The 24,610-nt window shown below is 44.6% G+C and carries 21 protein-coding genes; 6 read left to right on the plus strand and 15 right to left on the minus strand.

Going from position 1 to position 24,610, the window contains the following annotated elements:
- Positions 1-31 precede the first annotated feature (31 nt).
- Positions 32-1,918 (plus strand): BCCT family transporter, encoded by a 1,887-nt coding sequence (locus OC193_RS11130; protein WP_048662043.1) that lies wholly within the window; start codon positions 32-34, stop codon positions 1,916-1,918.
- A 193-nt stretch (positions 1,919-2,111) separates the two neighbouring features.
- A complete protein-coding gene (locus OC193_RS11135) occupies positions 2,112-3,689 on the plus strand; it encodes an alkaline phosphatase (RefSeq protein WP_048666361.1) in 1,578 nt (525 codons plus the stop codon).
- A gap of 159 nt (positions 3,690-3,848) precedes the next feature.
- Here the strand turns inward: OC193_RS11135 and OC193_RS11140 are convergent, their stop codons facing one another.
- Positions 3,849-4,286: a YcgN family cysteine cluster protein gene (locus OC193_RS11140; RefSeq protein ID WP_048666362.1), complete on the minus strand. Its 438-nt coding sequence runs from the start codon at positions 4,284-4,286 to the stop codon at positions 3,849-3,851.
- A 159-nt stretch (positions 4,287-4,445) separates the two neighbouring features.
- Between OC193_RS11140 and OC193_RS11145 the strand changes: the two genes are divergently transcribed.
- The 3 genes from OC193_RS11145 (at position 4,446) to OC193_RS11155 (ending at position 6,368) form a co-directional block, all read left to right on the plus strand.
- Complete coding sequence (locus tag OC193_RS11145) at positions 4,446-4,694, plus strand: YkgJ family cysteine cluster protein (RefSeq protein WP_017059389.1); 249 nt, start codon at positions 4,446-4,448, stop codon at positions 4,692-4,694.
- A 93-nt stretch (positions 4,695-4,787) separates the two neighbouring features.
- The gene (gene aqpZ, locus OC193_RS11150; protein WP_048610468.1) at positions 4,788-5,477 is read left to right on the plus strand and encodes an aquaporin Z; all 690 of its coding nucleotides are present in this window, start codon (positions 4,788-4,790) and stop codon (positions 5,475-5,477) included.
- 231 nt (positions 5,478-5,708) lie between these two features.
- Positions 5,709-6,368, plus strand: a complete 660-nt coding sequence (locus tag OC193_RS11155; RefSeq protein ID WP_048662027.1) for a porin family protein — start codon at positions 5,709-5,711, stop codon at positions 6,366-6,368.
- A gap of 98 nt (positions 6,369-6,466) precedes the next feature.
- Here the strand turns inward: OC193_RS11155 and recR are convergent, their stop codons facing one another.
- The 7 genes from recR to OC193_RS11190 all read right to left on the minus strand — a co-directional run bounded on the left by recR (position 6,467) and on the right by OC193_RS11190 (position 12,398).
- Complete coding sequence (gene recR / locus OC193_RS11160; RefSeq protein ID WP_019823189.1) at positions 6,467-7,066, minus strand: recombination mediator RecR; 600 nt, start codon at positions 7,064-7,066, stop codon at positions 6,467-6,469.
- 77 nt (positions 7,067-7,143) lie between these two features.
- Positions 7,144-7,473 (minus strand): YbaB/EbfC family nucleoid-associated protein, encoded by a 330-nt coding sequence (locus OC193_RS11165; RefSeq protein ID WP_017062338.1) that lies wholly within the window; start codon positions 7,471-7,473, stop codon positions 7,144-7,146.
- Positions 7,474-7,625: 152 nt separating this feature from the next.
- Positions 7,626-9,836 carry a DNA polymerase III subunit gamma/tau gene (dnaX, locus tag OC193_RS11170; protein WP_048662026.1) on the minus strand — a complete coding sequence of 737 codons (2,211 nt, stop codon included), beginning with the start codon at positions 9,834-9,836 and terminating at the stop codon, positions 7,626-7,628.
- Positions 9,837-9,854: 18 nt separating this feature from the next.
- The gene (gene apt / locus OC193_RS11175) at positions 9,855-10,400 is read right to left on the minus strand and encodes an adenine phosphoribosyltransferase (RefSeq protein WP_019823185.1); all 546 of its coding nucleotides are present in this window, start codon (positions 10,398-10,400) and stop codon (positions 9,855-9,857) included.
- A 161-nt stretch (positions 10,401-10,561) separates the two neighbouring features.
- On the minus strand, positions 10,562-10,933 hold the full coding sequence (locus OC193_RS11180) for a YbaN family protein (RefSeq protein WP_029189203.1): 372 nt from the start codon (positions 10,931-10,933) through the stop codon (positions 10,562-10,564).
- Positions 10,934-11,007: 74 nt separating this feature from the next.
- Positions 11,008-11,250 carry a hypothetical protein gene (locus OC193_RS11185; protein WP_053083639.1) on the minus strand — a complete coding sequence of 81 codons (243 nt, stop codon included), beginning with the start codon at positions 11,248-11,250 and terminating at the stop codon, positions 11,008-11,010.
- 44 nt (positions 11,251-11,294) lie between these two features.
- Complete coding sequence (locus OC193_RS11190; protein ID WP_048660821.1) at positions 11,295-12,398, minus strand: response regulator; 1,104 nt, start codon at positions 12,396-12,398, stop codon at positions 11,295-11,297.
- Between the two features lie 228 nt (positions 12,399-12,626).
- Here OC193_RS11190 and OC193_RS11195 point away from each other — a divergent pair, with 228 nt between their 5' ends.
- Positions 12,627-13,502: a LysR family transcriptional regulator gene (locus OC193_RS11195; RefSeq protein ID WP_048660822.1), complete on the plus strand. Its 876-nt coding sequence runs from the start codon at positions 12,627-12,629 to the stop codon at positions 13,500-13,502.
- A 76-nt stretch (positions 13,503-13,578) separates the two neighbouring features.
- Here OC193_RS11195 and purF read toward each other — a convergent pair whose 3' ends face one another.
- The 7 genes from purF to OC193_RS11230 form a co-directional block, all read right to left on the minus strand.
- The gene (gene purF / locus OC193_RS11200; RefSeq protein ID WP_048660823.1) at positions 13,579-15,093 is read right to left on the minus strand and encodes an amidophosphoribosyltransferase; all 1,515 of its coding nucleotides are present in this window, start codon (positions 15,091-15,093) and stop codon (positions 13,579-13,581) included.
- A 34-nt stretch (positions 15,094-15,127) separates the two neighbouring features.
- The gene (locus tag OC193_RS11205) at positions 15,128-15,619 is read right to left on the minus strand and encodes a CvpA family protein (RefSeq protein ID WP_009848678.1); all 492 of its coding nucleotides are present in this window, start codon (positions 15,617-15,619) and stop codon (positions 15,128-15,130) included.
- Between the two features lie 61 nt (positions 15,620-15,680).
- Positions 15,681-16,256, minus strand: coding sequence for an SPOR domain-containing protein (locus tag OC193_RS11210; RefSeq protein WP_048662025.1), 576 nt, complete (start codon positions 16,254-16,256; stop codon positions 15,681-15,683).
- The gene (gene folC, locus OC193_RS11215) at positions 16,257-17,519 is read right to left on the minus strand and encodes a bifunctional tetrahydrofolate synthase/dihydrofolate synthase (protein WP_048662024.1); all 1,263 of its coding nucleotides are present in this window, start codon (positions 17,517-17,519) and stop codon (positions 16,257-16,259) included.
- Positions 17,520-17,561: 42 nt separating this feature from the next.
- Positions 17,562-18,488, minus strand: coding sequence for an acetyl-CoA carboxylase, carboxyltransferase subunit beta (accD, locus tag OC193_RS11220; RefSeq protein WP_010436898.1), 927 nt, complete (start codon positions 18,486-18,488; stop codon positions 17,562-17,564).
- A 176-nt stretch (positions 18,489-18,664) separates the two neighbouring features.
- A complete protein-coding gene (gene truA / locus OC193_RS11225; protein WP_004734161.1) occupies positions 18,665-19,459 on the minus strand; it encodes a tRNA pseudouridine(38-40) synthase TruA in 795 nt (264 codons plus the stop codon).
- A gap of 193 nt (positions 19,460-19,652) precedes the next feature.
- The gene (locus OC193_RS11230; RefSeq protein WP_132982773.1) at positions 19,653-24,530 is read right to left on the minus strand and encodes a FimV/HubP family polar landmark protein; all 4,878 of its coding nucleotides are present in this window, start codon (positions 24,528-24,530) and stop codon (positions 19,653-19,655) included.
- Between the last annotated feature and the right edge of the window lie 80 nt (positions 24,531-24,610).

Consider the following 24,610-nt stretch of genomic DNA (forward strand, 5'->3'; position numbering starts at 1 on the left):
ATTCCGCTCTCATTTTAATGGAATAATACTCGTGAAAAACACTTTTGAGCTTATTGATAAGCCTACCTTCTTTGGTGCGATTGCACTCCTACTCACGATAGTTTTCCCGCTCATTTTGTTCCCTGCACAGGGCGCAGACTGGATTGCGGTTGCGAAAACATTCATGACGGACCAACTTGGATTTTTATATCTTGCGCTAGGCCTCGCTGCCTGTGCATTTATGGTTTACGTTGTGTTCAGTGATATGGGACAAATTAAACTAGGCGAAGCTGATGAAGAGCCTGAATTCAAAACTGCATCATGGGCAGCAATGCTATTTTGTGGCGGTATCGGTGCAAGTATCCTGTACTGGGGCTGTATTGAGTGGGCTTACTACTACCAATCACCTCCTTTCCAACTAGAACCGGGCAGTGAAGAAGCGGTTCGTTGGGCAGCTACTTACGGTTTGTTCCACTGGGGGCCAATTGCTTGGTCTATCTACCTGATCCCTGCAATTCCTATTGCTTACTTTTTCTACGTACGTAAACAGCCTGTTCTAAAGATCTCTAGCGCGTTAATGCCAGTTCTTGGTGAGCACCGCAGTAAAGGCGTACCTGGAAAAATCGTCGATATCCTATTCATTTTCGGTCTACTTGGCGGTGCAGCAACAACATTAGGTTTAGCCGCTCCTCTTATTACTGAAGGTTTGAACCACCTATTCGGTCTACCTAAAAACAACCTAACGCAAGTGATGGTGCTTTTAGTTTGTACCGCGATTTTTGCTTACTCTTCTTATGCTGGATTGGAAAAAGGCATCAAGATTCTAAGTAATATCAATTTCTGGGGTGCGATGGGTCTGTTGGTTTTCGTACTGATTGCGGGTCCAACTATTTTCATGCTTGAAACCGGCCTAGATTCAATTGGTCGTCTACTGTCTAACTTCTTCGTGATGGCGACATGGGCTGAACCATTTGGTGGCTACGGTACATTTGAAAACACCCACTTCCCACAAGATTGGACGATTTTCTACTGGGCATGGTGGCTAGTATTTGCACCGAGTATGGGTCTGTTTGTTGCGCGTATTTCTCGCGGCAGAACCATTAAACAAATGGTGTCAGGTTCTATCTTCTTCGGTTCACTGGGTTGTTTCTTATTCTTCATGATTCTAGGTAACTACGGCTTATCACTACAGCTTTCTGGTGAGCTAGATGTGGTTGCTATCCTGAATGCAGAAGGCGCAACCAAAGCAATCTTCTCAATGCTAGCGCAGTTGCCAATGAGCACTCTAGTTATCGCAGTATTCACTTTGCTTTGTATTATTTTTACAGCAACGACGTTTGACTCTATCTCATACATCCTTGCGTCTGTGGTTCAAAACAATGTGACAGAAGAACCAATGCGTTGGAACCGTATGTTCTGGGCATTTACGCTGTCGTTCTTACCAACGATTCTGATGTTCTTAGGTGGCCTAAGTACGCTACAAACCGCAGCAATTGTTGGTGGTTTACCGCTATTGGCTATCTCTGTGATGCTGATGATCTCTGCAGTTCGTGCAACTAACCTCGACCTGCGCCATCAAGACGCATACATCGAACCAACGATTAACATCGAAGAACTGCCAGACATGGATCCATGGTCTGCAGAAGGTATGGCGTTGGCTCAGTTTGAGAAAGAGAGAGATGCAGCGCAAGAAGCTGCCGAACTTGAGCGTGTTGCTTACACAGAACTTGCCGCAGTGAAGAAAGAAATTCGCGCTTATGTGTTAGATCAAGGTTCACAAATGGAAACTCACGAGTTACCAGAGAACCTACAACAAGCACTTGAGCAGGCCGAGAATAATCTTAGTGCCGCACAAGCGAAAAAGATCGAGTTATCTGAGCAAGCTCAGAATGCTCGTATCACGTTCAATCAGGTGGTTGCAGACTTACCGCTTGCTTGACATTAGCCATGACGCTGTCCATTGATTTGGACCCTCCTAAATACGACAAAGGCTCACAGAAATGTGAGCCTTTTTTTATGCTTTTCTAAAAACTTGAGTTAATGCTCAATTTCATATTGATGAAATAAATATGAAACGACTTTGACACAAATCGGTGTTCTAATCATCCCGCTTATATAAAAAGGGATAACTAATGAAGCACTTTATCAAACCAATTGTTACCGCAGTGGTAACCTCTACACTCTCATTCAACGTACTTTCAGCAGAAATCAAAAATGTCATTCTGATGATTGGCGATGGTATGGGACCTCAGCAAGTTGGTTTATTGGAAACCTACGCAAACCAAGCGCCAAACTCCATCTATAAAGGGAAAAAAACGGCCCTTTATCAACTTGCTCAAGAAGGGGTTATTGGTTCATCCCTAACACATCCGGAAGACGCAATCGTAGTGGATTCAGCTTGCTCTGCGACCATGCTTGCAACGGGTATTTACAGCGGTTCAGAAGTAATCGGTATCGATTCCCAAGGTAACCATGTTGAGACAGTACTTGAGAAAGCGAAAAAAGCAGGCAAAGCGACTGGCTTAGTTTCCGACACGCGCTTAACTCACGCGACTCCAGCTTCTTTTGCCGCTCACCAACCTCACCGATCTTTAGAGAATCAAATCGCATCCGATATGCTAGCAACGGGCGCCGATGTGATGCTATCTGGAGGGCTACGTCATTGGATTCCTAAATCGACCAACGACAAAGGTGAAACTTATAAGCAACTTGAGCAACTGACTCAAGGTGACATTTACCTAAAATCAAAGCGTAAAGACGACCGTAACCTTCTTACCGAAGCAGAGAAAGACGGCTACCAATTAGCGTTTAACCGCAACATGCTAGACGACGCTAAAGACGAAAAGTTACTTGGTCTGTTTGCCTACTCAGGCATGGACGATGGCATCGCTTATAGCAATAAGAAAAAGAGTGGCGAACGAACTCAGCCAAGCTTGAAAGAGATGACACAAAAAGCGCTCAACATCCTATCCAAAGATGAAGATGGCTTTTTCCTAATGGTCGAAGGTGGCCAAATAGACTGGGCAGGCCACAGTAACGATGCAGGTACGATGCTGCATGAATTACTAAAGTTCGATGAAGCGATCCAAACTGTGTATGAATGGGCGAAAGATCGTGAAGACACGCTCGTGATTGTGACCGCAGACCACGAAACAGGATCTTTTGGCTTCAGCTACTCTTCTAACGACCTACCAAAACCACAGAAACGCTCTGGTGAAGCCTTCGCCGACCGCGACTATGCACCTAACTTTAACTTTGGCGCATTCAATATTCTTGATGGTTTATATAATCAGAAGCAAAGCTACTACGGCATGATCAGTGAATTTCAGAAGCTGGATAAAGCGCAGCAAACACCTGAAAAGCTCGCTGAAATCGTTAACAAAAGTAGTGAGTTCCCTATCACAGCGGAACAAGCGAAAAACGTGTTAGCAAGTAAGCCGAACCCATACCGATTGGCTCAACACAAATATTTATCAGCAGAAGAAGTGCCTGCTATCAACGATTTCGATGCTTTCTTCCCATATAACGACCGTGGCAACTTGCTTGCTCGCGAACAAGCAACAGGCCAAAACATCGTTTGGGGTACAGGTACACATACTCACACACCAGTGAACGTGTTTGCTTGGGGCCCTGCCGAGAAAATATTGCCAGTTTCAAAAATCATGCACCACTCAGAACTGGGTGAGTACATTAAACAACAAGTAAACTAGCCTGAATCTCTTTTGCTCGTTTCACTTAGCGCCCTTCGGGGCGTTTTTTGTTTTAATTTTTTAAGTCTTTAAACCTTTAAACCTTTAAACTAAGTAAGTTTAAATTTAGGTGACGCCAAATAGCAAAACAGCCGCTCAAGAGCGGCTGTTTTAAAATAATTAGCGATTCGGGTGATTCAGGAGTCGGTCTTCCCAATCGACAACATCAATTTCGTATACCACTTTATTACGAACGCTTTCACCTGCTGCATGCATCTCCGTTTTTGATCCGGTGATCAATGGATGCCACTCAGGGATCGGCTTAGATTCTGATAGAAGGCGGTAAGCACAAGTGTCTGGTAGCCAGTGAAACTCATCGATCTTGTCACGAGTCAGCTTTAAACACTCTTCACCTGAAGTGAAGCGGTTCGGGTAATCTTTACACGAACATGTTTTGTCGTTTAACCAGCTACACGCCACATTGGTGTAGTAAACTTCATCGCTATCTTCATCCATTAATTTATGTAGGCAACACTTACCACAACCGTCACACAGTGATTCCCACTCGTTCTCGGTCATCTGCTCTAGTGTCTTTTCTTGCCAAAATGGATTCGTCATAGGATTACTTCTTACTCTTTTACTGGGGTGCGTGTTATACCGCTAGCCCATAAAAAGTTCAAGGATAATAATTGTTCATTCTTTGATTCAATCAACAGCTGTCACTCTCATCATTTTTTGCTACTATCGCGCACCCTGTTATTTAGTGAGTTTAATTTGATGGAATGTCGCCTAGGTTGTGGAGCATGTTGTATCGCTCCAAGTATTACATCTGCAATTCCTGGAATGCCTAATGGTAAGCCTGCTGGCGTACGCTGCATCCAATTAAATGAGCAAGATCTGTGTAAGTTATTTGGTCAACCTTCACGCCCTAAGGTGTGTCACCAATTTAAAGCTTGCCCTGTCATCTGTGGTAAAACAGATCAAGAAGCGCTTGATAACCTGATTGAACTCGAAGCAATAACCTAACAATACTTTTCTTTTTATATATGCCCAAGATTTCACAACTTTGATAGATCTAAACTATCTTATTGATACTGGTAAAGATTAATAAGGATAGTTATGAATAGGTATATCGCAGAAATGTTCGGTACGTTTTGGTTGGTATTAGGGGGTTGTGGTAGTGCCGTGTTGGCCGCTGCTTTTCCAGATGTAGGTATCGGCTTACTCGGGGTCTCCCTCGCCTTCGGTTTAACCGTTCTCACCATGGCTTTCGCTATTGGCCATATATCCGGTTGCCACCTCAACCCTGCTGTTACTATCGGGCTGTGGAGTGGTGGTCGCTTTGATGCTAAAGATGTTGCACCCTACATTATTGCCCAAGTAATTGGCGGTATTATTGCGGGTGGCGTTTTATTCGTTATTGCTTCAGGCCAAGCTGGTTTTGATGCTGCTGCATCTGGCTTTGCTTCCAATGGTTATGGCGAACACTCACCGGGCGGCTACTCGCTCACAGCAGCTCTCGTTTGTGAAGTAGTCATGACCATGGTGTTCCTGTTCGTGATTATGGGCGCAACCGATTCAAAAGCACCTGCTGGATTCGCACCTATCGCTATCGGTCTATGTTTAACCCTAATTCACCTTATCAGCATTCCTGTAACCAACACCTCAGTGAACCCCGCTCGAAGTACTGGCGTAGCTGTGTTTGTCGGTGATTGGGCTGTATCGCAATTATGGCTATTCTGGGTTGCACCGATTATTGGTGCCGTGATTGGCGCAATGATCTACAAAGCAGTGAGAGGTTCAGATTAAGTCCTATAACTCAATAAAAACCTACGTTAAATAAATGCAAGGCCGTTAAATTAGCGGCTTTGTGTTTTATGTCGTTTAGTTACTTATAAAGCTCTACCTGTATCTTCCTATCACATCGGTCACCTCTAGCTTAATAACTTTTGGTTAACAGGGCTATTCCATTGAATCATTAGCCGCAGTTGTCAGTGCTGCGCATAATGCACCCCATTCCCTATACCGATGGACATAACAATGAAAAAAACACTACTTGTACTAGCTCTTTCTTCTTTAACGGCAACAACAGCTTTCGCTAACGAATCGGCACCAACCCCTGAATTAATGCCAGAACCAATTAAAACCGAGTTTTTTGTTGGTGGTGGTTTGGGTTACCACTCAGCTAAAGCTCAAATCTCTGGACCTGGCTTTAAAGAAAGTAAAACAGCCAAAGGCGCTGCTTTCCATATTCGTGGCGGTGCTTACATTCAAGAAAACCACAGAATTACTGGTACGATTAACTTTACTGGTGACAATGAACTATGGCATAGCCGTGGGGATCAGGACGAAATTAATCTAGATTTAGCTCAGACAGAGTTCCTTTTATCTTATGACTATATTCACGCCATTAACTCTCAGTTCTCCGTATTTGGTGGCGCGACGGTTGGTATGACACAAAACACTTTTAAAGGCGAGTATATTGATCTAATTGACTCTTCAGAGAATGGTTCAGCTAAATCTAAAGAAACTGACTTTGTGTACGGTTTACAAGCCGGTGTTCAATACAAGATCATGAAAAACGTTTCTGCCGATTTCCAATACCGTCATATGTTCGAATCATATTCTGAAGGCAATTTAATTGAACTATCTGTACCAAACAACAGCGAGTTTACTGTGTCTGTCGATTACCGCTTCTAATTAGATAGTGATATTCAGCTAAAGTGAATATAGGGAAGATATTCAGACTGCCTTAATAAAGAAAAAGCCGCTCAGTGATAATTCACCAAGCGGCTTTTTTAGATCTTATGACGACCGAGTAAGGAGTGCGAAAGCGTGGTGCCATCCACCAGCTCTAGCTCACCACCAACGGGAACACCATGAGCGATACGGCTTGCGTTCACTTCATGGGCATTACATAGCTCAGCAATGTAGTGCGCTGTCGCTTCCCCTTCAACTGTCGGGTTGGTCGCTAGGATTACTTCAGAGATATCACCACGTCGTAAGCGGTAGTCCAGCACATCGAGACCGATATCACTTGGACCAATACCATCAAGTGGTGAAAGGTGACCCATAAGAACAAAGTAACGACCAGAGTATTGGCCAGTTGCTTCGATAGCTGCAATGTCTGCAGGGCTCTCTACTACACAGATTTGACCATTTTCCTGACGTTTAGGATTGGTACAAATGTGGCAAGTATCTTCTTCAGTAAAAGTACGGCACTCATTACAGTGACCAATTTCGGTCATTGCTTGGCTAAGAGCTTCAGCCAACTGTAGGCCGCCTTTTCTATCGCGCTGTAACAAATGAAAGGCCATACGCTGCGCCGACTTGGGGCCAACCCCAGGTAGACAACGTAAGGCCTCCATCAAATGCTCCAGCATATGACTGGTACGCATATTTAACCGTTCTAATTTTCAAGTAACGATTTACTCAAGATAAACCGCAGCTTGAATAAACCTTTAGAAATAGTTTCTTAGAAAGGCATCTTCATACCTGGTGGAAGTTGCATTCCGCCAGTTACGCTAGCCATTTTCTCTTTTTGAGTTTCTTCAACGCGACGAGCCGCATCGTTGAAAGCAGCAGCGATAAGATCTTCAAGCATCTCTTTATCGTCTTCCATTAGGCTTTCATCGATATCAACACGGCGAACGCTGTGGCTACCAGTGATCGTTACTTTTACAAGGCCAGCACCTGACTCACCTGTAACTTCCATATTTGCGATTTCTTCTTGAAGCTTTTGCATGCGCTCTTGCATTTGCTGGGCTTGCTTCATCATGTTGCCCATACCGCCTTTACCAAACATGTTAATACTCTCTGGTCTAATTGGTTTATTAAAATTAATTAAGCTATACGTGCTTAAATGGGGGTTAAGCCAGTGCGATTCAACCCCTCGATGTTCAGTTCTCAGATTTGCTTATCTGGGATGATATGCAAGTCACTAAACGAGAAAATGTTCTAGATAGGACGAACGCTGTCTCTGTCGAGTTCTGCAGCAAAACGTCTTTCGATAAACTGTACGTTGGCATCGTTTTCCAAACTGGTAAACGCGTCTTTCAACTTGCCTTGGTACAACCTTTCTCGTAATTCTAGTGGTGTTTCTCCACCATCACCGATTTCAACACTCAAATGACACTCTTCTCCGAGCACTGTATTGAGAGACTGCAATAGCTCACTCTGTGCACGGTCCGTATTCAAGTGAGCTTGGCTCGCCCTTAACGTTAAAGTGATTGATGTGTCGTTTTTAGCAAACACTGAGTTCAATGCTAACTGTTCAACAAGCTTGGCTGTCTCTAGCTTTTGAATCGTAGCGGACCATTCATCTTGAGCAATCGACTCTTGAAGCAATTTATCGACCATTTCTGGTGTCTTAATATGCTCTAACGCACGCTTGATCTGAGTAGGTGTAAGCTCTTTGCTCACCTCTTTCACTACAGGTTTAGACGGTTTCCAGCGATAAGGTTCATTATCGTTGGTCACATTTTCTGTCGAAGAGGCTGATAAAGAAGCTGGCGACACCCGCTCAGAACCACCGTGTTGCTGAGCAACTCGATCAAGAACTGAAGTTTTAGCTGGTGTCGCTTTAGCCTTTTTTGGCGCCGAGCCTTTGTTTTCTGTTGCCGAACTGCCTCTACGTTGAGAACGTAATTGGTGGCGTAAACCACTCACAGGCGAAGTTGCACGCGCTGGCTGCTCTTGCGGAGCAGAAGGTGCAGCGCTTGACTGTTGAACCGGACTCTGGTTTTGATAATTCGTTTGTTGCTGCTGAGGCTGCTCTGCACCGTAACTTGGACGCTCATCATAAGCAGGAGGCGCGTCATACTGGCTATGCGGGTAATCCTGCTCTGGATAACCTTGGTTGCCTGAGTGATCAGCGTAACCTTGCGAATCTGAATACTGTGCTTGATTCTGCTGCGGAGCCTGTTGTACGGGTTGCTGCTGTTGAGGCGCCTGTTGTTGCATCTGAGGCTGTCTCGGAGCTGCCATTGGCGCAGATTGGCTAACAGGCTGAGCAACGCTCTGAGCTTGAGCTGCTGGCGCTGGACTTGTTGACTGAGTCGAGATTACCGTAGCAACCGCTTGTTCAGCCGGTCTAAATGCCAACATGCGTAAAACCACCATCTCAATACCAACGCGAGCGGTTGGCGATAATGGTAAGTCTTCACGACCCTTCAACACGATTTGGTAGTAAAGCTGAATGTCTTGAGGGCTTAGTGCCTTACTCAACAGTTCTAGCTTCTCAGCATCCGGCTGTGCTTTATCTAAGGTTGACGGCAGAGCTTGGAACATCGCCAAACGATGCAGTTGAGTCGCAAGCTGATTCAACAAACCATCCCACTCTACGCCATTCTCAGCAAGACTTTGGATACACGCCATCGCTTGTTGTGGCTGCTTACTGCTGATCGCTTCAAGCAAGTGGATAGCTTGGTCGGTATCTAGCGTGCCAAGCATGTGAGCCACGGTGTCTGTCACGACATTGCCATTACCCAATGCGATAGCTTGGTCCGTAAGGCTTAGCGCATCACGCATACTGCCGTCAGCAGCATGAGCAATCATCCCAAGCGCACGAGACTCAGACGTCACACTCTCTTGTTCAAGAATGTGGTCAAGCTGCTCGTGAATATTATCAACGCTGATCGGCTTAAGATGGAACTGCAGACAACGCGACAAGATAGTCACAGGAAGCTTTTGTGGATCGGTCGTTGCGAGCAAGAATTTCACATACTCAGGCGGCTCTTCTAACGTCTTTAGAAGCGCGTTGAAACTGTGCCTAGAAAGCATGTGTACTTCATCGATAAGGTAAACTTTGAAGCGACCACGCGCCGGCTTGTACTGAACATTGTCCAGAAGCTCGCGGGTATCTTCTACCTTTGTACGTGATGCCGCATCGATCTCTAGCAAGTCAACAAAACGACCTTCATCGATCTCTTTACAGGTTGCACATTCACCACAAGGTGTAGAGGTAATGCCTGTTTCACAGTTTAGACCCTTAGCAAATAAACGGCCGATAGTCGTTTTACCGACACCTCGAGTCCCGCTGAACAAGTATGCATGATGCAACCTGTTTTGGCTAAGTGCATTCTCTAATGCTGTTAAAACATGGGCTTGACCAACCACTTCTTTAAATTTGGTTGGTCGCCATTTTCGCGCTAACGCAAGATAGCTCATGAATAATTCCGAAAAGGATTAGTGACCGTCGAATTCGCAGATGCTAAACACTTCTAGACCTAAGCCTTGTAAGCGCTTGTCACCACCGATTTCTGGAAGGTTAATAACAAATGCAGCGTGTTCTACCACACCACCTAGCTGACGAATCAACTTTGTTGTTGCTTCAATCGTACCGCCCGTTGCTAGCAAATCATCAACCATCAACACTTTATCGCCTTCAACGATAGCGTCAGTGTGGATTTCTAGCGTATCAGTGCCGTACTCAAGCTCATAAGATTGTGCCACAGTTTCACGAGGCAGCTTGCCCGGTTTACGAACAGGGATAAAACCAACACCTAGCTCAAGTGCCAAAGGCGCACCAAATAGGAAACCACGAGCTTCAGTACCAACGATCTTAGTAAAGCCCATGTCCTTGTATGTTTCCGCTAGCAGATCGATAGTCGCTTTGTAAGCTGCTGGATCTTCCATCAAGCTTGTTACGTCACGGAACAAAATACCCGCTTTAGGGTAATCAGGAATGCTTTTGATGCTTGCTTTGATCAGAGAGATTTTTTCTGTGTTCATAATCTTATGCACTTCATTAGGCCGCTTTCCAAACTCTCGTTAACGAATTAAACATCAACGTTCGAAATTAAGGAAAGGTACGATTGGTATTCATTGCAACGAGAGTCATAACTCTGGTTGCTGAAATAATAAACGCCCGCTATACAAGCAGGCACACTGGCTTAATGGTAGTGATTTTCTTTGCTGTCAGCAACCAACTCATGAGTTGGAAGTCGCATAAACCATGTGAGAAGAATAACAAGTACGCAAATTAGGAAAGCCTTGACCCAAATGATAGGGGCAAAGTAGATCGATAACGCAAAACTCAACAAGATAAAGAATACGCCACGCGTTTTAACTTGTTTAGTCACAGCACCGTACTGATACCAATTGTTCAGTAACGGACCGAGCGTTTTATGCTCATGCATCCATTTGTGAACTTTAGGGTTACTTCGCATGAAGCATGCGCTAGCAAGAAGGAGGAAAGGTGTTGTGGGCAGAACGGGTAAAACTATCCCTAAAACTGCAAGAAATATACAAAGGCCACCAGCAATATTGAGGCTTAAAACTCGAACGCTAATTGTGGCCTCCTTGAGCTAGCTATCGCCAATTGGCGACGATAACGTCACTAAAATGTTGCGTAACCATTGAATACACGGATCAACGTAAGTGTTGCTGGTAGCAATGGAATCATTAAAAATGCGGCTAAAAATCCTAAAAAGTAGAATACATTAAACGGGTCTTGAAAGTCTTTGTTATCTGCCATGATTGCTTCTTTGTTTTTGTTAGTAAAGGTAAGTGTCTGGCGAACCAAACCCGCTTTGCTAAATCGACATTTAACAAAAAAGGCATAGCCACACCATTTGCGCAACTATACCTTAATCAATTATTCACAAAAACCGAGGAAATATAGGGTTAATCAGTAGACCCTTGATGTATGTCTAAGCTAAAACTCGCCGAACCAAGCAGGCTCAACGAAAGTTGGCAGCCCTGCTCAATCGGCAGATCCCGTGTAATGAAGTTCTTCTTACAATTCTCACCTAAGCGTTCGCCCGCGGCAATATGTTGATTCAATTCACCATTAGACCATTGTCCATCTAAACCCGCAGGCAAAATAGAGATAGTACCCTCGGCAAGATTGGCGACACCAAACAAAGCGTTAACGGGCGTTGCGCATTTCGAGCACTCAATCCCCTTCTCTAAAATCTCGGCAATATCTTTGAGATCAACATTAAAATCTTTTCGATTTCTTATGTAATCGTGGAATAAGGCTCTCACCAGAAGTGTTGACGCTGAACTGCCATTATCGGCAGAAGACGAATCAACGAGGTAAAAAGCAAATTGCCCATTCATCATCCAAGCATAATCAAAGACGAGTGGCATCATCTCTGTTGATTGCAGTAGTCGGTAACTGCAACGCCATGAGCCTTGTCGTGTGTCTTTCTCTGGTAGCAACGCGTGCAATAAGTCTCTTGCCGCACTAGGGTTCTCTTGCAGGTAATTCAGGTGCCAATGTAGCTCTTGGTCTTCAGGGATCTCTCCCCCGTCATCAACGCAGAACCATTGGCTTGAAAAATCTCGTTGGTCTGAAATGTTATCGAACGAATCTGTCAATGTATTCGCAATCGCACTTCCTAAGTGACCGTGATCCTCTAACGGTTTCGCTAAAAAATCTTTAATACCAAATCGCAATGCTTTCGCCACATCAGACATGTCATCTGTGCCGGACACAACGATCATAGGCAGTGACGGGTACTCTAAACTGAGCTCTTCCACAAGCTCGATGCCATCAAGTATCGGCATTGATAAGTCACACACAATTAAATCTGGCGCTGAGTCTCTGAGCTTTTGCAGAGCGTCCAGCCCATTTTCAGCCTCAACCACTTTATAACCAACCTTGTCTAGGTATGCGCTGGTTATCCGGCGAAAAATAGGATCATCATCAACCAACATCACGCATTTTTGGTTAATTACTTCCTGAGCCGAGGTCATTACTGGCTGACTGTGAGTTTTGTACATAATCTATAACCTCACAAAACTAAGTCGAATTATTATTGTTATCTGTTCTAAGAACTAATATAAAACTTAGTAATAAAATGCTAAATACACAAATTTGCACTCTTTGCTGGTAATTCGTGACGAGGGTTGGAATACTTGTAAATAGTGCAACGAGTTGACGTAACGCAAACATTGATCTCACTGTTACGTATAAATTAGATGAGATTGTAAACAAATGTGTCTGGATTTATGAAATTAGATGATTTAAACCTCTTTCGACTCGTCGTTGAAAATGGGAGCTACACCGCAACATCGCGCAAGACTATGATTCCGGTTGCGACCATCACACGACGCATCCAAGCCTTAGAAGACTCTTTGAACCTTAGGCTTCTCAATAGACACGCGCGTAAACTTTCTTTAACAGAGGCTGGCGAACGTTTCTACAATGAATGCTCTCCGTTATTGCAGCGTCTCTCTTCTACTGCTGAAGAGTTAACTGACGTGTGCAAAGGAGCTTCCGGTAAGATTCGTATTACGGCACCTTCCAACCTGACCAAGCGCATGATGATGCCAATGTTCAGCGATTTCATGACTCAATACCCTGATATCAATATTGAGCTGATGATGAACAACCAAGCGGATCAGCTGGACCCAACTGAGTGGGACGTGATTTTCCGTGTCGGCCCACAACGTGATTCAAGCCTAATCGCTCGAAAAATCAGTGAAGTAAAAGATATTCTTATCGCGAGCCCTGAGTATTTAGCGAAGAACCCAGCACCAAGCCATGCTGAAGAGCTAGCGAACCATTCGCTACTCAAAGGCTACCCGCTGATTAAGTGGCAGCTGAGTAATTCGAATGAAGAGACGGTGGTGAATAGCGAGAAAGGCCGTTTCAATGCGAATGCGCTTAATGTCGTGAGACAAGCCTGTTCAGAAGGCCTAGGTATAACCCTAATGCCTGACGTGATGATCCGTGAATACATTGAAGATGGCAGCTTAGTCCAAGTCTTAGAAGACTGGAGCGCTAACCCTCGTGATATTTACATGCTTTATAACCACAAAGACCATCTACCAGAGAAAGTTAGATTGTTTATTGATTTTGTGATCGCGTACCACATTCATTAAGGTCAATCCCCTTCTCCGTAAACAAAAAAACCAGAGCCGATGCTCTGGTTTTTTATATTCTTGCCACTAACGAAAACTAAGCACCTTCGTTGTGTAACTCTAGGTTCGCTAGATCTTGTTGAATCTCACGCTGAACCTTTGAGTCGTCATTACGCAAAGAGTCTAGGAAATCTAGGTACGCTTGGTCGATATCACCCGTTACATACTCGCCGTTAAATACAGAAGTATCGAAACGAGAAATGTCTTGATTGCCCATGCCCACTGCCGAAATCAGATCTGGTAGTGTTTGGAAAATCAAGGCATCTGCGCCAATCTGCTTACAAATCGTTTCGTTATCACGACCATGAGCAATCAGCTCTGTCGCGCTCGGCATATCAATACCGTAAACGTTAGGGAAGCGAACCTCTGGAGCTGCTGAAACCATGAACACTTTGTTTGCGCCAGAATCACGAGCCATTTCAATGATCTGCTCTGATGTTGTGCCGCGAACGATAGAGTCATCAACCAATAGAACGTTCTTACCTTTAAACTCAGAACGGATTGCGTTCAGCTTACGGCGAACCGACTTCTTACGCTGTTGCTGACCAGGCATAATGAACGTGCGGCCAACATAACGGTTTTTTACGAAACCTTGACGGTATGGCTTATTGATCGCTTGAGCGATTCGCAGCGCAATATCGTTTGATGTTTCAGGGATTGGGATAACCACATCAATATCTAAGTCTGCGTACTCTTCTTTAATACGCTTACCAAGCATCTCACCCATCTCAACGCGTGCGCTGTAAACCGAGATTTTATCGATGAATGAATCTGGGCGTGCAAAGTATACAAACTCAAAGATACATGGGTTTAGTTGTGGGTTGTCTGCACATTGCTTAGTGAAAAGCTCACCGTCGAATGTTGCGTAGATAGCTTCACCTGGCGCTACGTCGCGCATGAAGTCGAAGCCAACAGCATCGAGTGCTACCGATTCAGACGCAACCATGTACTCTGTTTTACCATTAACTTCACGCTTACCAAGACACAGTGGACGAATACCATGTGGGTCACGGAATGCGATCATACCGTGGCCGATGATCATCGCAGTTACGGCGTAAGCACCGCGAATTGTGCGGTGCACATTTGCCACAGCGCGGAAAACATCATCCGAAGTCACGTTACCTTTAACAGTATCGATCTCATGAGCCAATACGTTCAGTAGAACTTCAGAGTCAGAGGTTGTGTTTACATGGCGACGGTCTTTTTCGAACAACTTCTCACGAACTTCGTTTGCGTTCGTCAGGTTACCGTTGTGCGCCAACGTAATGCCAAAAGGAGAGTTTACGTAGAAAGGCTGAGCTTCAGACGCACTTGAACTACCCGCTGTAGGATAACGAACATGGCCAATACCAACTTCACCTTGTAGGCGCTGCATGTGTTTTGCTTCAAAAACATCTTTTACTAAACCGTTCGCCTTACGCAGACGGAAACGATTGCTTTCTATGGTACAAATACCAGCGGCATCTTGGCCACGATGCTGCAATACCGTTAAAGCGTCATAAATAGACTGGTTTACAGGTGTTGAACCCACGATTCCAACAATACCACACATGTCCTAATCCTCGATTTTTCGACATTAACTGGCGCTAGAGCGCGCCAGATAAGAAACTAGATGTTGCTTGTAAATGCTCGAAGAACGGCGCAATGATTCGACTAAATTCCGGAACCAATTGCGAATTCTTCCACCACTCAGAACTTGGGAATGCAGTAAACGCATCCATGAAAAACAACACTGCAGAAACAATCAAAACACCACGTAAGCCACCAAAGACGACACCGAGGATTCTGTCTGTACCTGACAGGCCTGTTTTCTGAACTAGCTGACCGATGACATAGTTAACTAAGGCACCAACAACTAACGTTGCAACAAACAATGCTGCTATCGCAGTTCCGTTTCGAAACATCTCATCTTCGATATTGGTGAAGTACATCGCTAATTTAGCGTAGTACTGGCTAGCAATAAAAAATGCTCCAAACCAAATTACGAGTGACAAGGCTTCTTTAGCGAAACCACGAACTAAACTGATCACGGCAGAGAAGCCGATCACGCCTAAAATGACAAAATCTAACCAATTCATGAATTCTTCATCTTAAGTTGGCGCGCATTTTAACAGAAAAAATGCTGACGCAAACGTTTTCTTATGGATTTAACGGTTTAAATTTGAGCAATTGGCCTTTTGAACCCGTAATTTTTTCTAATTCCTTAATTTGTCGCTCAAGTTTGGATTTAGAGACATCCGGGCCAATAATTACTCGCGTAAAAGTTTTTTCTTGCTTGGTGTGAGCCTGATAACCACGCTTTTGCAGATCCTCAACAACGTTTTTTGCGTTGTCAGCATTCTTCAAAGCCATCAATTGAATAATCCAAGCACTGTCTTGGTATTCATTTTTTTCCGGTACTGGCTTAACTACTACTGCCACTTTGTCAGCTTCTTTATTATTGGAAGAAGACGCGGTTTGCGTGTTTGAACTATCAGTACGACCACTTTCAACCACTTGCTCAACTGGAGAATCCGGTAGCGCTATCTGATCTTCAACGGGATCGAGTACTTCAAACACTTCAACATTACTATCAAGCTCTGGCTTAATCGGAATGCTTGCAAACTCTTCTTTATAGTGGAGCTTCTTACCATCTAGCACATCGGGCAATACAATCACGCCAATGGCCACTAAAATGATGGTGCCGACTAATCGGCTTTGGAATTTACTTGCCATTTAGTTTCCTTTTTTCTGCCAATGCTCCAAGACTTCGCCTACGGTATGGAAAGAACCGACCACCAACACAACATCATCACCTTTAACAGAAGCTAAAGCCGCTTCAAACGCTGCTACAGGGTTTAGATACTGCTCTACACCTTCAGGCAGGCTTTGACACAATTCAGCTGCTGTCGCTGCACGTGGCCCTTGCAATGAAGCTGGATACCAATGAGTTGCGATTGGCGCTAATACTTCCAATGTCGCGGGAATATCTTTGTCATGAAGCATGGCGACTACAACGTGTAAATTTTTACCCGCATACTTTTTCGTAACTTGCTGCGCAAAGTATTCAGCGGAATGCGGGTTGTGCGCCACATCAAGCACAATCACGGGTTGATCACTAATTTGCTGCATACGCCCAGGAAGCTTCGCATTCTTCATGCCGTTAACAACGTTCACGTCGCTAATATTAAGCTCTGATGTGCCCAATGCCATCAGCGCTGTTGCAGCGTTAGGTAACGGCAAGCTCGGAATAGGTAGCGATTCCAGCTGGAATGCACCACTGCGCCAGTTCCACGTATCACCGTCAACATCATAAGTGTATTGAATACCAACTTGATAGAACTCAGCCTTAATGTCATCAGCGTGCGCTGCAACCGTTGCCGGTGGTTTAGGTTGACCACAAATAGCGGGTTTACCACTACGATAAATGCCCGCTTTCTCAAAACCAATCACATTGATGTCATCACCTAGCCAGTCAACATGGTCGACAGCCAAACTAGTAATCACGGAAACATCATGCTCAACGATATTGGTCGCGTCTAGACGTCCGCCTAAACCAACTTCTAATAGCACAACATCAACCGCTTCAGTTTGAAATGCACGTAACGCCGCTAAAGTGCCATATTCGAAAAAGCTCAGGCTGATTTCGCCACGCTCTTTCTCAATAAAATCGAAAGACTGAACCATCTTTTCATCAGAGAGATCTTGGCCGTTGATACGAACACGTTCGTTATAGCGAATTAAGTGAGGAGAGCTGTAGACACCAACTGAGTAACCAGCGTCCAATAGAATCGCTTCCATCAGTGCACATGTTGAGCCTTTGCCATTGGTTCCGGCAACAGTAATAACATGTTGAGCAGGTTTGGTGAGGTTTGCCTTAGAGGCGACGGCCTGAACTCGGTCTAATCCAAGATCAATAGCGCTTGTGTGGATGTTTGATAAATAATCAAGCCACATCTCCAAAGAGGATGTGGCTTGAGGAATAGGTTGTTGACTCATCTAACTCATAACCATAATTAAGTTGGTTTGTTAGAAGGTACTTTACCCTTTTTCTGGCGCTTCTGGTACTTCATAAGTAGCTTCATTCGGTGAATCGTTCACAGAAACTACTAATGGTGAAGGCTGGTTGGTCATTTTAGCAACAAGGCTTGCAACGCGCTGACGCATCTCACGACGGTCAACAATCATGTCGATAGCACCGTGGTCTAGTAGGAACTCACTGCGTTGGAAACCTTCAGGAAGGTCTTCACGTACCGTTTGTTCAATTACACGACGTCCAGCGAAACCGATAAGTGCTTTTGGCTCACCAATGTTGATATCGCCAAGCATCGCCAAACTTGCAGAAACACCACCCATTGTTGGATCAGTCATTACTGAAACAAACGGTAGGCCTTTCGCAGATAAACGCTCTAGAGCAGCACTGGTTTTCGCCATTTGCATTAGAGACATCAATGCCTCTTGCATACGCGCACCACCACTTGCAGAGAAACAAACTAAACCACAGTTGTTTTCAATTGCAGCATCAACCGCTTTAACAAAACGAGCACCTACAACAGAACCCATTGAGCCGCCCATGAATGAGAATTCAAAAGCACACGCTACGATAGGTAAACCAAGCAGTTCGCCTTTCATTGCTACTAGTGCGTCTGTCTCACCACTGTTTTTCTGTGCAGCAGAGATACGTTCTTTGTAACGCTTAGAATCTTTAAATTTCAGCTTATCTTGTGGCTCAAGATCAGTACCTAGTTCAACACGCTCACCTTTGTCTAGGAATGTATCCAGACGACGACGTGCTTTCATGCGCATGTGATGGTCACATTTTGGACATACTTCTAGGTTACGCTCTAGTTCAGCATGGTACAGAACCTGCTCACAAGAAGTACATTTAGTCCAAACACCCTCAGGGATAGACGCTTTACGAGATGTTACGATGTTGCTTTTTTCTAAAATCTTTTCAAGCCAACTCATGGAAGACCTTTTTGTTTCGATTCTTCCGCTTGATTGCGAAAGAAATAAATTTGGGAATTATGCGTGGGAATTAAAGCACATAAAACAGCGACTGTAGATAAAAAACTGGTTGTACCTATTTTCTGGGACTATCTTACGCACTAAACCGTAATAATTTTTGAACCTAAGTCTCACATTTAGTTCAAATTATCCGGCAAAAATAGAGGACCAATTGGCTCTCGTGGTAGTTCAAAATGTTCGGGGTAATCAACATCCACCAGATACAAACCTTCCGCTTTTGCAGTTGCGCCGGCTACTTTTCGATCTTTAGCTTCTAAAAGCCACTGGATCCACTCTGGTTTCTGCTCACCCTTACCAACGGCAATAAGGCTACCAGTAATATTCCTCACCATGTGGTGAACAAACGCATTCGCTTTAATATCGATCACAATGTAGTGTCCATGGCGAGTCACATTCAAGTGAATCATGTTTCTCCATGGGCTACGGGATTGACAATGTGTTGCCCTGAACGAAGTGAAGTCATTCTCACCAAGTAAGTACTGACCCGCTTCGTGCATTTTTTTCTCATCAAGATGACCATGATAATGGCTCACGCCTGAATTCAAAATGCCTGGGCGAAGTGCATGGTTAAAGATAATGTAGCGATAACGGCGGGCAGTTGCTGAGAAACGAGCATGGAAATCCTCATTCACTTCTGTCGCCCAACGAACCGCAATATCTTTTGGCATGTTGGCATTCGCGCCCATTGTCCATGCCACCATTTTACGATCGACATTAGTTTCAAAGTGAACGACTTGTCCCGTACCGTGAACACCGGCATCTGTACGACCTGCGCACATAACTTCTACAGGGTGATTCGCGACAACTGAAAGAGCCTTTTCCAATTCTTCTTGGACACTTTTCACGTCTCGTTGGCGCTGCCAACCAAAGTAGTGGGTACCGTTATATTCAATACCTAAAGCAATTTTCATGTTCTTGTTCTCTTTGAAAATGGGCGAGAAGTATATACGGAAATCAGTGCTAGCCCAAATAGGATGGGGCTAAAACTTCAATAAACAATCAGCATCGACCGAGACGATACTTTTAAGAAACCAAATAATACAGTGGCGCTCTGTATCGCCTTAAAACAAAGGGTAGCCAACGCTACCCTTTATGATTTTTAATTTATCGACCGTTTAACGAATCGATCAGGTTTTTTGCCTCTCGACGAATATCATCGCTACCGTCAACGATTGCCTCTTCTAGAAGCTTAATTGCACCTTGCGAGTCACTCATCTCGATGTAAATTTTAGCCAAATCAAGCTTACCTGCAGCCTCTGCGTTGCTATCAACATCATAGTTGCCAATGTCGCCGATAACGTCTGGGAATTCATTTAGGCCAACATCCAGTTTAAGCTCTTCATCATCCGGATTAATGACCTCTTCACCTTCTTGCTCGACTTGAGCCATCAGTTCATCAATGGTCATGTATTGCTTATCACGGCTGCTGCCTGATTCGGTTAGGTTGTCTTGTTGAGCCCAGTTCTCTTCTTTGATCTTCGGTTCAGCTTGCTGTTCAGCCGACGCCCAAATCTCTTGTTGGTCATCAGGCACATCATTATGCATGCTCGATTGTTGCTCTGGCGCTAGGTTAAAGCCTTTCCAGTCTTCGCCGCCAACTTCTAGCATGGCATCAATATCTAGCCCTGCACTATCAATCGATGTTGCATCCAATGGCTTATCGAACATGTTGTCGACAGAGTCTTGAACATCTTCAGAAAGCAACTCAGCTAATGCTGTCTCATCAAAGTCATCAAAGCCTTCTAGTGGCTCGTCTTGAACCGCTGCAGGCGTTGAGTTTAGCTCTGACGCAGCGCTCAGTGATTCTTCTGGCTGTGCAAAACCAGCCAACTCAGAATCTTGTGCATTCGAGAAATCTTCAGCGTGACTGAAGCTCTGCGGGTTTGAGAACAAATCATGCAACGCATCCTGCTCTTCGCCTTGTGGACTGAAAGACGTTAGCGGTGTTGGCTTCTCAGCAAAAGCATCAGAGATGGCTTCATCTTCACCGTATTCTGGTAAATCAAGTTCATTGAACTCTACGCCTTCATCTTCTGCTACTGGCTCAGCACTGCTTTGCTCAATATCATCTAAGACAGAATCGGCTTTCGCACTCTCTTCATCGTATTCAGGCAGATCAAGGTCATCGAATTCGAACTTCTCAGTGCCATCAGATAGATCTTGTTCTAATTGAGCTTCGTCTGGTTCGCTAACAACTTCAGCTAATGCATCTTCTTCACCGAATTCTGGCAGCTCAAAATCATCAAACGAGAACTCTTCTTCGCTTTCTGGTTTCGCAGTTTCAGCCTGTGGTGCAGCCTCTAGCTGAGGCTCAGCGGTTAGTTGCGATTCAACACTTGGTTGAGAGTCGATATCAGGCGTTGCTGGCTCTGATGTTGATTCAGCATCAGCTTCCGCCAGTGCGTCTTCTTCACTAAACTCTGGCAACTCAAAGTCATCAAACGAAAACTCTTCGTCGTCTTGACTCTTAGCTTCAGCTTGAGTCTCAACAGCAGGTACTACTGATTCTGGTGTTGCTTCAGCATCAGCTTCCGCCAGTGCGTCTTCTTCACCAAACTCAGGTAATTCGAAGTCATCAAACGAGAATTCGTCTTCGCTTTCTTGTTCTGCTACTTCCGCTTGTGGAGTAGCTTCAACTTGCGATTCAGCGTCTAATTTAGGTTCAACAACAGGTGCTACAGGTTCTGGTGTTGCGTCAGTTTCTGCTAATGCTTGTGGTGCAGACGTCTCATCTTCAATCAGCCAATCGTCGTCTTGTGGTACGCCAAATTCATTTGGAATAATTTCTGGCATATTGGCAGCACGAACTGGCTCTGGCTCTGGCTCTGGCTCTGGCTCTGGCTCTGGCTCTGGCTCTGGCTCTGGCTCTGGCTCTGGCTCTGGCAAGGATTCAACGACATCTTCAAACTGATCGCTACCTTGGATCTTCGGTTCAAAGTCAAAATCAGAGGTAACGTTCGCAGGCGACTCTACATCGTCGATCGCTTCAGCTAACCAATCTTCAACCGTCTCTTCATCATCGTCAGAGATATCATTTAAAGAGGATGGTGAAGCTTGATCTTCAAAGCTAGCAGCGATGTCTTCACGTTGCTCTTGGACGTCGGCTTCTTTCGGCTCTGGTTCTTGTTGTGCGGTTTCTTCTTGAACTCGCTCTTCAAAATCTGGTTTGTCAAAATCAGAATTTTCAGATAACAGCGAGTCGATATCCAGTTCATCATCTTCAACCGATGATGCGCTTTCTTCCGATGATACTTGGTTGCTGTTTGAAAAATGCGCTTGCTCTGATTCAACCGTATTTTCAAGAGATGGTTCAGCAGGCTCTTCTGTCGCTGGCAGCGAATCGTTGTCATCAGAAGTCATTAACTCATCAATCAACGCTTCGTCTGTCGTTTCTAGCGAGTCATCAAGTAAAGCATCCGTTGCCGGTGCGACACCGAACAAATCATCGATAAAGTCATCACGATTAAAGTCTTCATCATTATCTGGCTTAACGTCAGCACTTTCTTGGATCAGTTTCGAATCTAACGACTCATCACTAACGGCTTCAGATTGTGGTGTTTCACTTATATCCGACGCTTGCTCAGGCTCAACTTCAGATGTTTCAGAGGTTAACGGAGTATGCTCAACGTCTGCGTTATTTGCAGACTCATCGTTAGCGTTGTCAAAACCAAAGGCCGCGTCTAGCTCTTTATCAAACGCCTTCTCTTCAGATTCAAGCTCGTCTTCAATGCCAGTTGTCAGTAAGTCATCAAACGGGTCTAAAGATTCCGCTTTTGGGGCATCTGCTTCGTCTACTGACAGCCCATCACCTGACAATTCACTATCAAGGAAGTCATCCAATAAGTCGGTACTTTCGGCATCAAGTTCGAAATCATCATCGTCAGAATCACCTATCAGTTCATCCAAGGTTTCCGTGCTGTCTTCTGCGATGTTTAGGTCATCATCGGTCGATAAACCAGAAAGCTCTTCAAGTTCAGATAATGAATCAAAACCTAAAGGCTCACTTTCAGACTCATCACCCGATTCGTCTTCCAACATTTCATCAAGAAGGTCGGTCGAGTGACTTAGATCAACGTCATCCCCAGCCAATTGCTCATCAAGCAGATCAACGCTGTCTTGAGGTTCTTCATCTACGATTGGCTTATCGAACTGAGACAAAATGTTTTCGATATCATCATCAGACGCTAAACCACTGTTTAGGTTAGTGGCAATCTCATCGTCGTTATCGAGGTTGAAAGGGTCATTCGCTTGATCGTTCTGAGCGGCAACCTGGGCAAAGATGTCATCAATATCGTCATTTGCTGTCGGTGACGCAGGCTCAGGGCTCTGTTGTTCAGAGATTAGAGCATCAATATCAAAATCGTCATTGCTCAAATCAGCAGGCTTGGTATCGCTTTGTTGTTCTGAGATAAGTGCATCAATGTCAAAATCATCGCTTGCTGGTGCTTCAGTGTTAGACGGCGAATTACTTTGCTCTTCCGAAATCAACGCATCAATATCAAAGCTGTCATCATCTTCGTCATCAAGAGCAAACAGATCATCTAATAAAGATTGGTCTAGCTCGTTAGAGCCTAAGTCCTCAGTTTCACCCTCTTGAGATAACAAGGCTTCAATGTCATCAGCAGACATTGCGTTATCATCAGAAAGGTCAAAATCGACTTCATCTGTATCAAGTGCGCTTTCCGCTGTTTTATCGAGTGCGCGCTCCATCTCTTCAAGACCAAGAGCCTTCTCTTCGCCATTAACACTAATGCCGTTGCTGCTGTCTAAATCAAGATCATCGAAGTTAGTGTCTAAATCACCGTTTTCGCCAATGCTGGCAAACGGGTCATCATCTTCACCGTCGAGGTTAAAATCGAGATCCGACTCATCTAAACCGGCAAAGACATCGTCTTCTTCAGCTAGCGCTTGATCGTCAAACAACTTGTTGGCGTCATCTTCCGTACCAAACAAATCATCGTCTAACGACAGCTCGTTAAGGTCATCCATCTCGTCGCCCAATGCAATAGGCGCGACGACGCTTGGTTCTGGCTGAATCGGTTGCTCTTGAGTAGTTTGCTGTTGCTCATCATTTTTAGAACGACGGCCTAACAACATCACAATGATCAAACCAAGTAGCAGACCTGGAATAATCGCAAGAGCCGCCACTAACCAACCATTCGATAACAATTCGTCCATGGCACTTGGTGCCATCTTTTCAATTTCGGCGTTCTTTCTGCGCTCTTCATCAAGCAGCTTTTCCACTTCGCTACGAATGCGGTCTTCATCACTGAGCTCAGTTTTTAGTTCATCAACTTCCGATTGAACATTCGACAACATCAAACGAAGTTGGTGGTTTTTCTCTTCAAGTGACAAGAGTTCAGTTTCTGAAAGCTCTAGCTGCTTCTCTAACTTGTTCATCTCTTGGGTTGGAGCGGATTGTTCTAGAGAAGACTGAGTTAGAGACAATGGTTTTTTTGCAGTTTCAGCAGAGCTTACTTGCTTGGCAGGAGTAGTATTTTTTGCATCAGAACTCGAGTTTTTTGGTTTTGAAGCGACAGGCTTGCTCGCAGGAGCATCAAGCTTAGCAAGATGTGAGTTCATGATGTTGATAGCTTGCTGCGTCGAACTTGCACGTGTTTGCTCTAAAGAAGGCACACGTAAATTGCTGGCAGGCAGCAGACTATGGATATTCTGGTTTTCAAACGCTTGTGGGTTTAAGCGATAAATAGCCAACAGGGTTTGTTGGACTGAAACGGAGTTATCAGGGCGTAACTTTGAAGCAATAGACCACAATGTCTCTGAGCTGCGAGTTGGACCATAGAAACGTGAAGGCTCAGCGCTATTCGATTGCGCTCTTTGAAGAGGTTCTGAAAACGTAGGCGCTGATTGTATCTGACCATTAGGCCCTACAACTCGAATGGAATCTGCACGAACAACGGAAATCTGAGTCGCAATGATAAAGGCAAAAGGCATTAACCACGGCTTGAAAATTTGAAACATAAAAGGCTCAGCTAGGTGCTTAAATTCGGAAAAGTGATGATCTATTAAATATATCGGATAAATGACGTAAAACTATAGAG

Origin of the sequence: Vibrio crassostreae (assembly GCF_024347415.1) — a bacterium.
Taxonomy (GTDB): Bacteria; Pseudomonadota; Gammaproteobacteria; order Enterobacterales; family Vibrionaceae; genus Vibrio; species Vibrio crassostreae.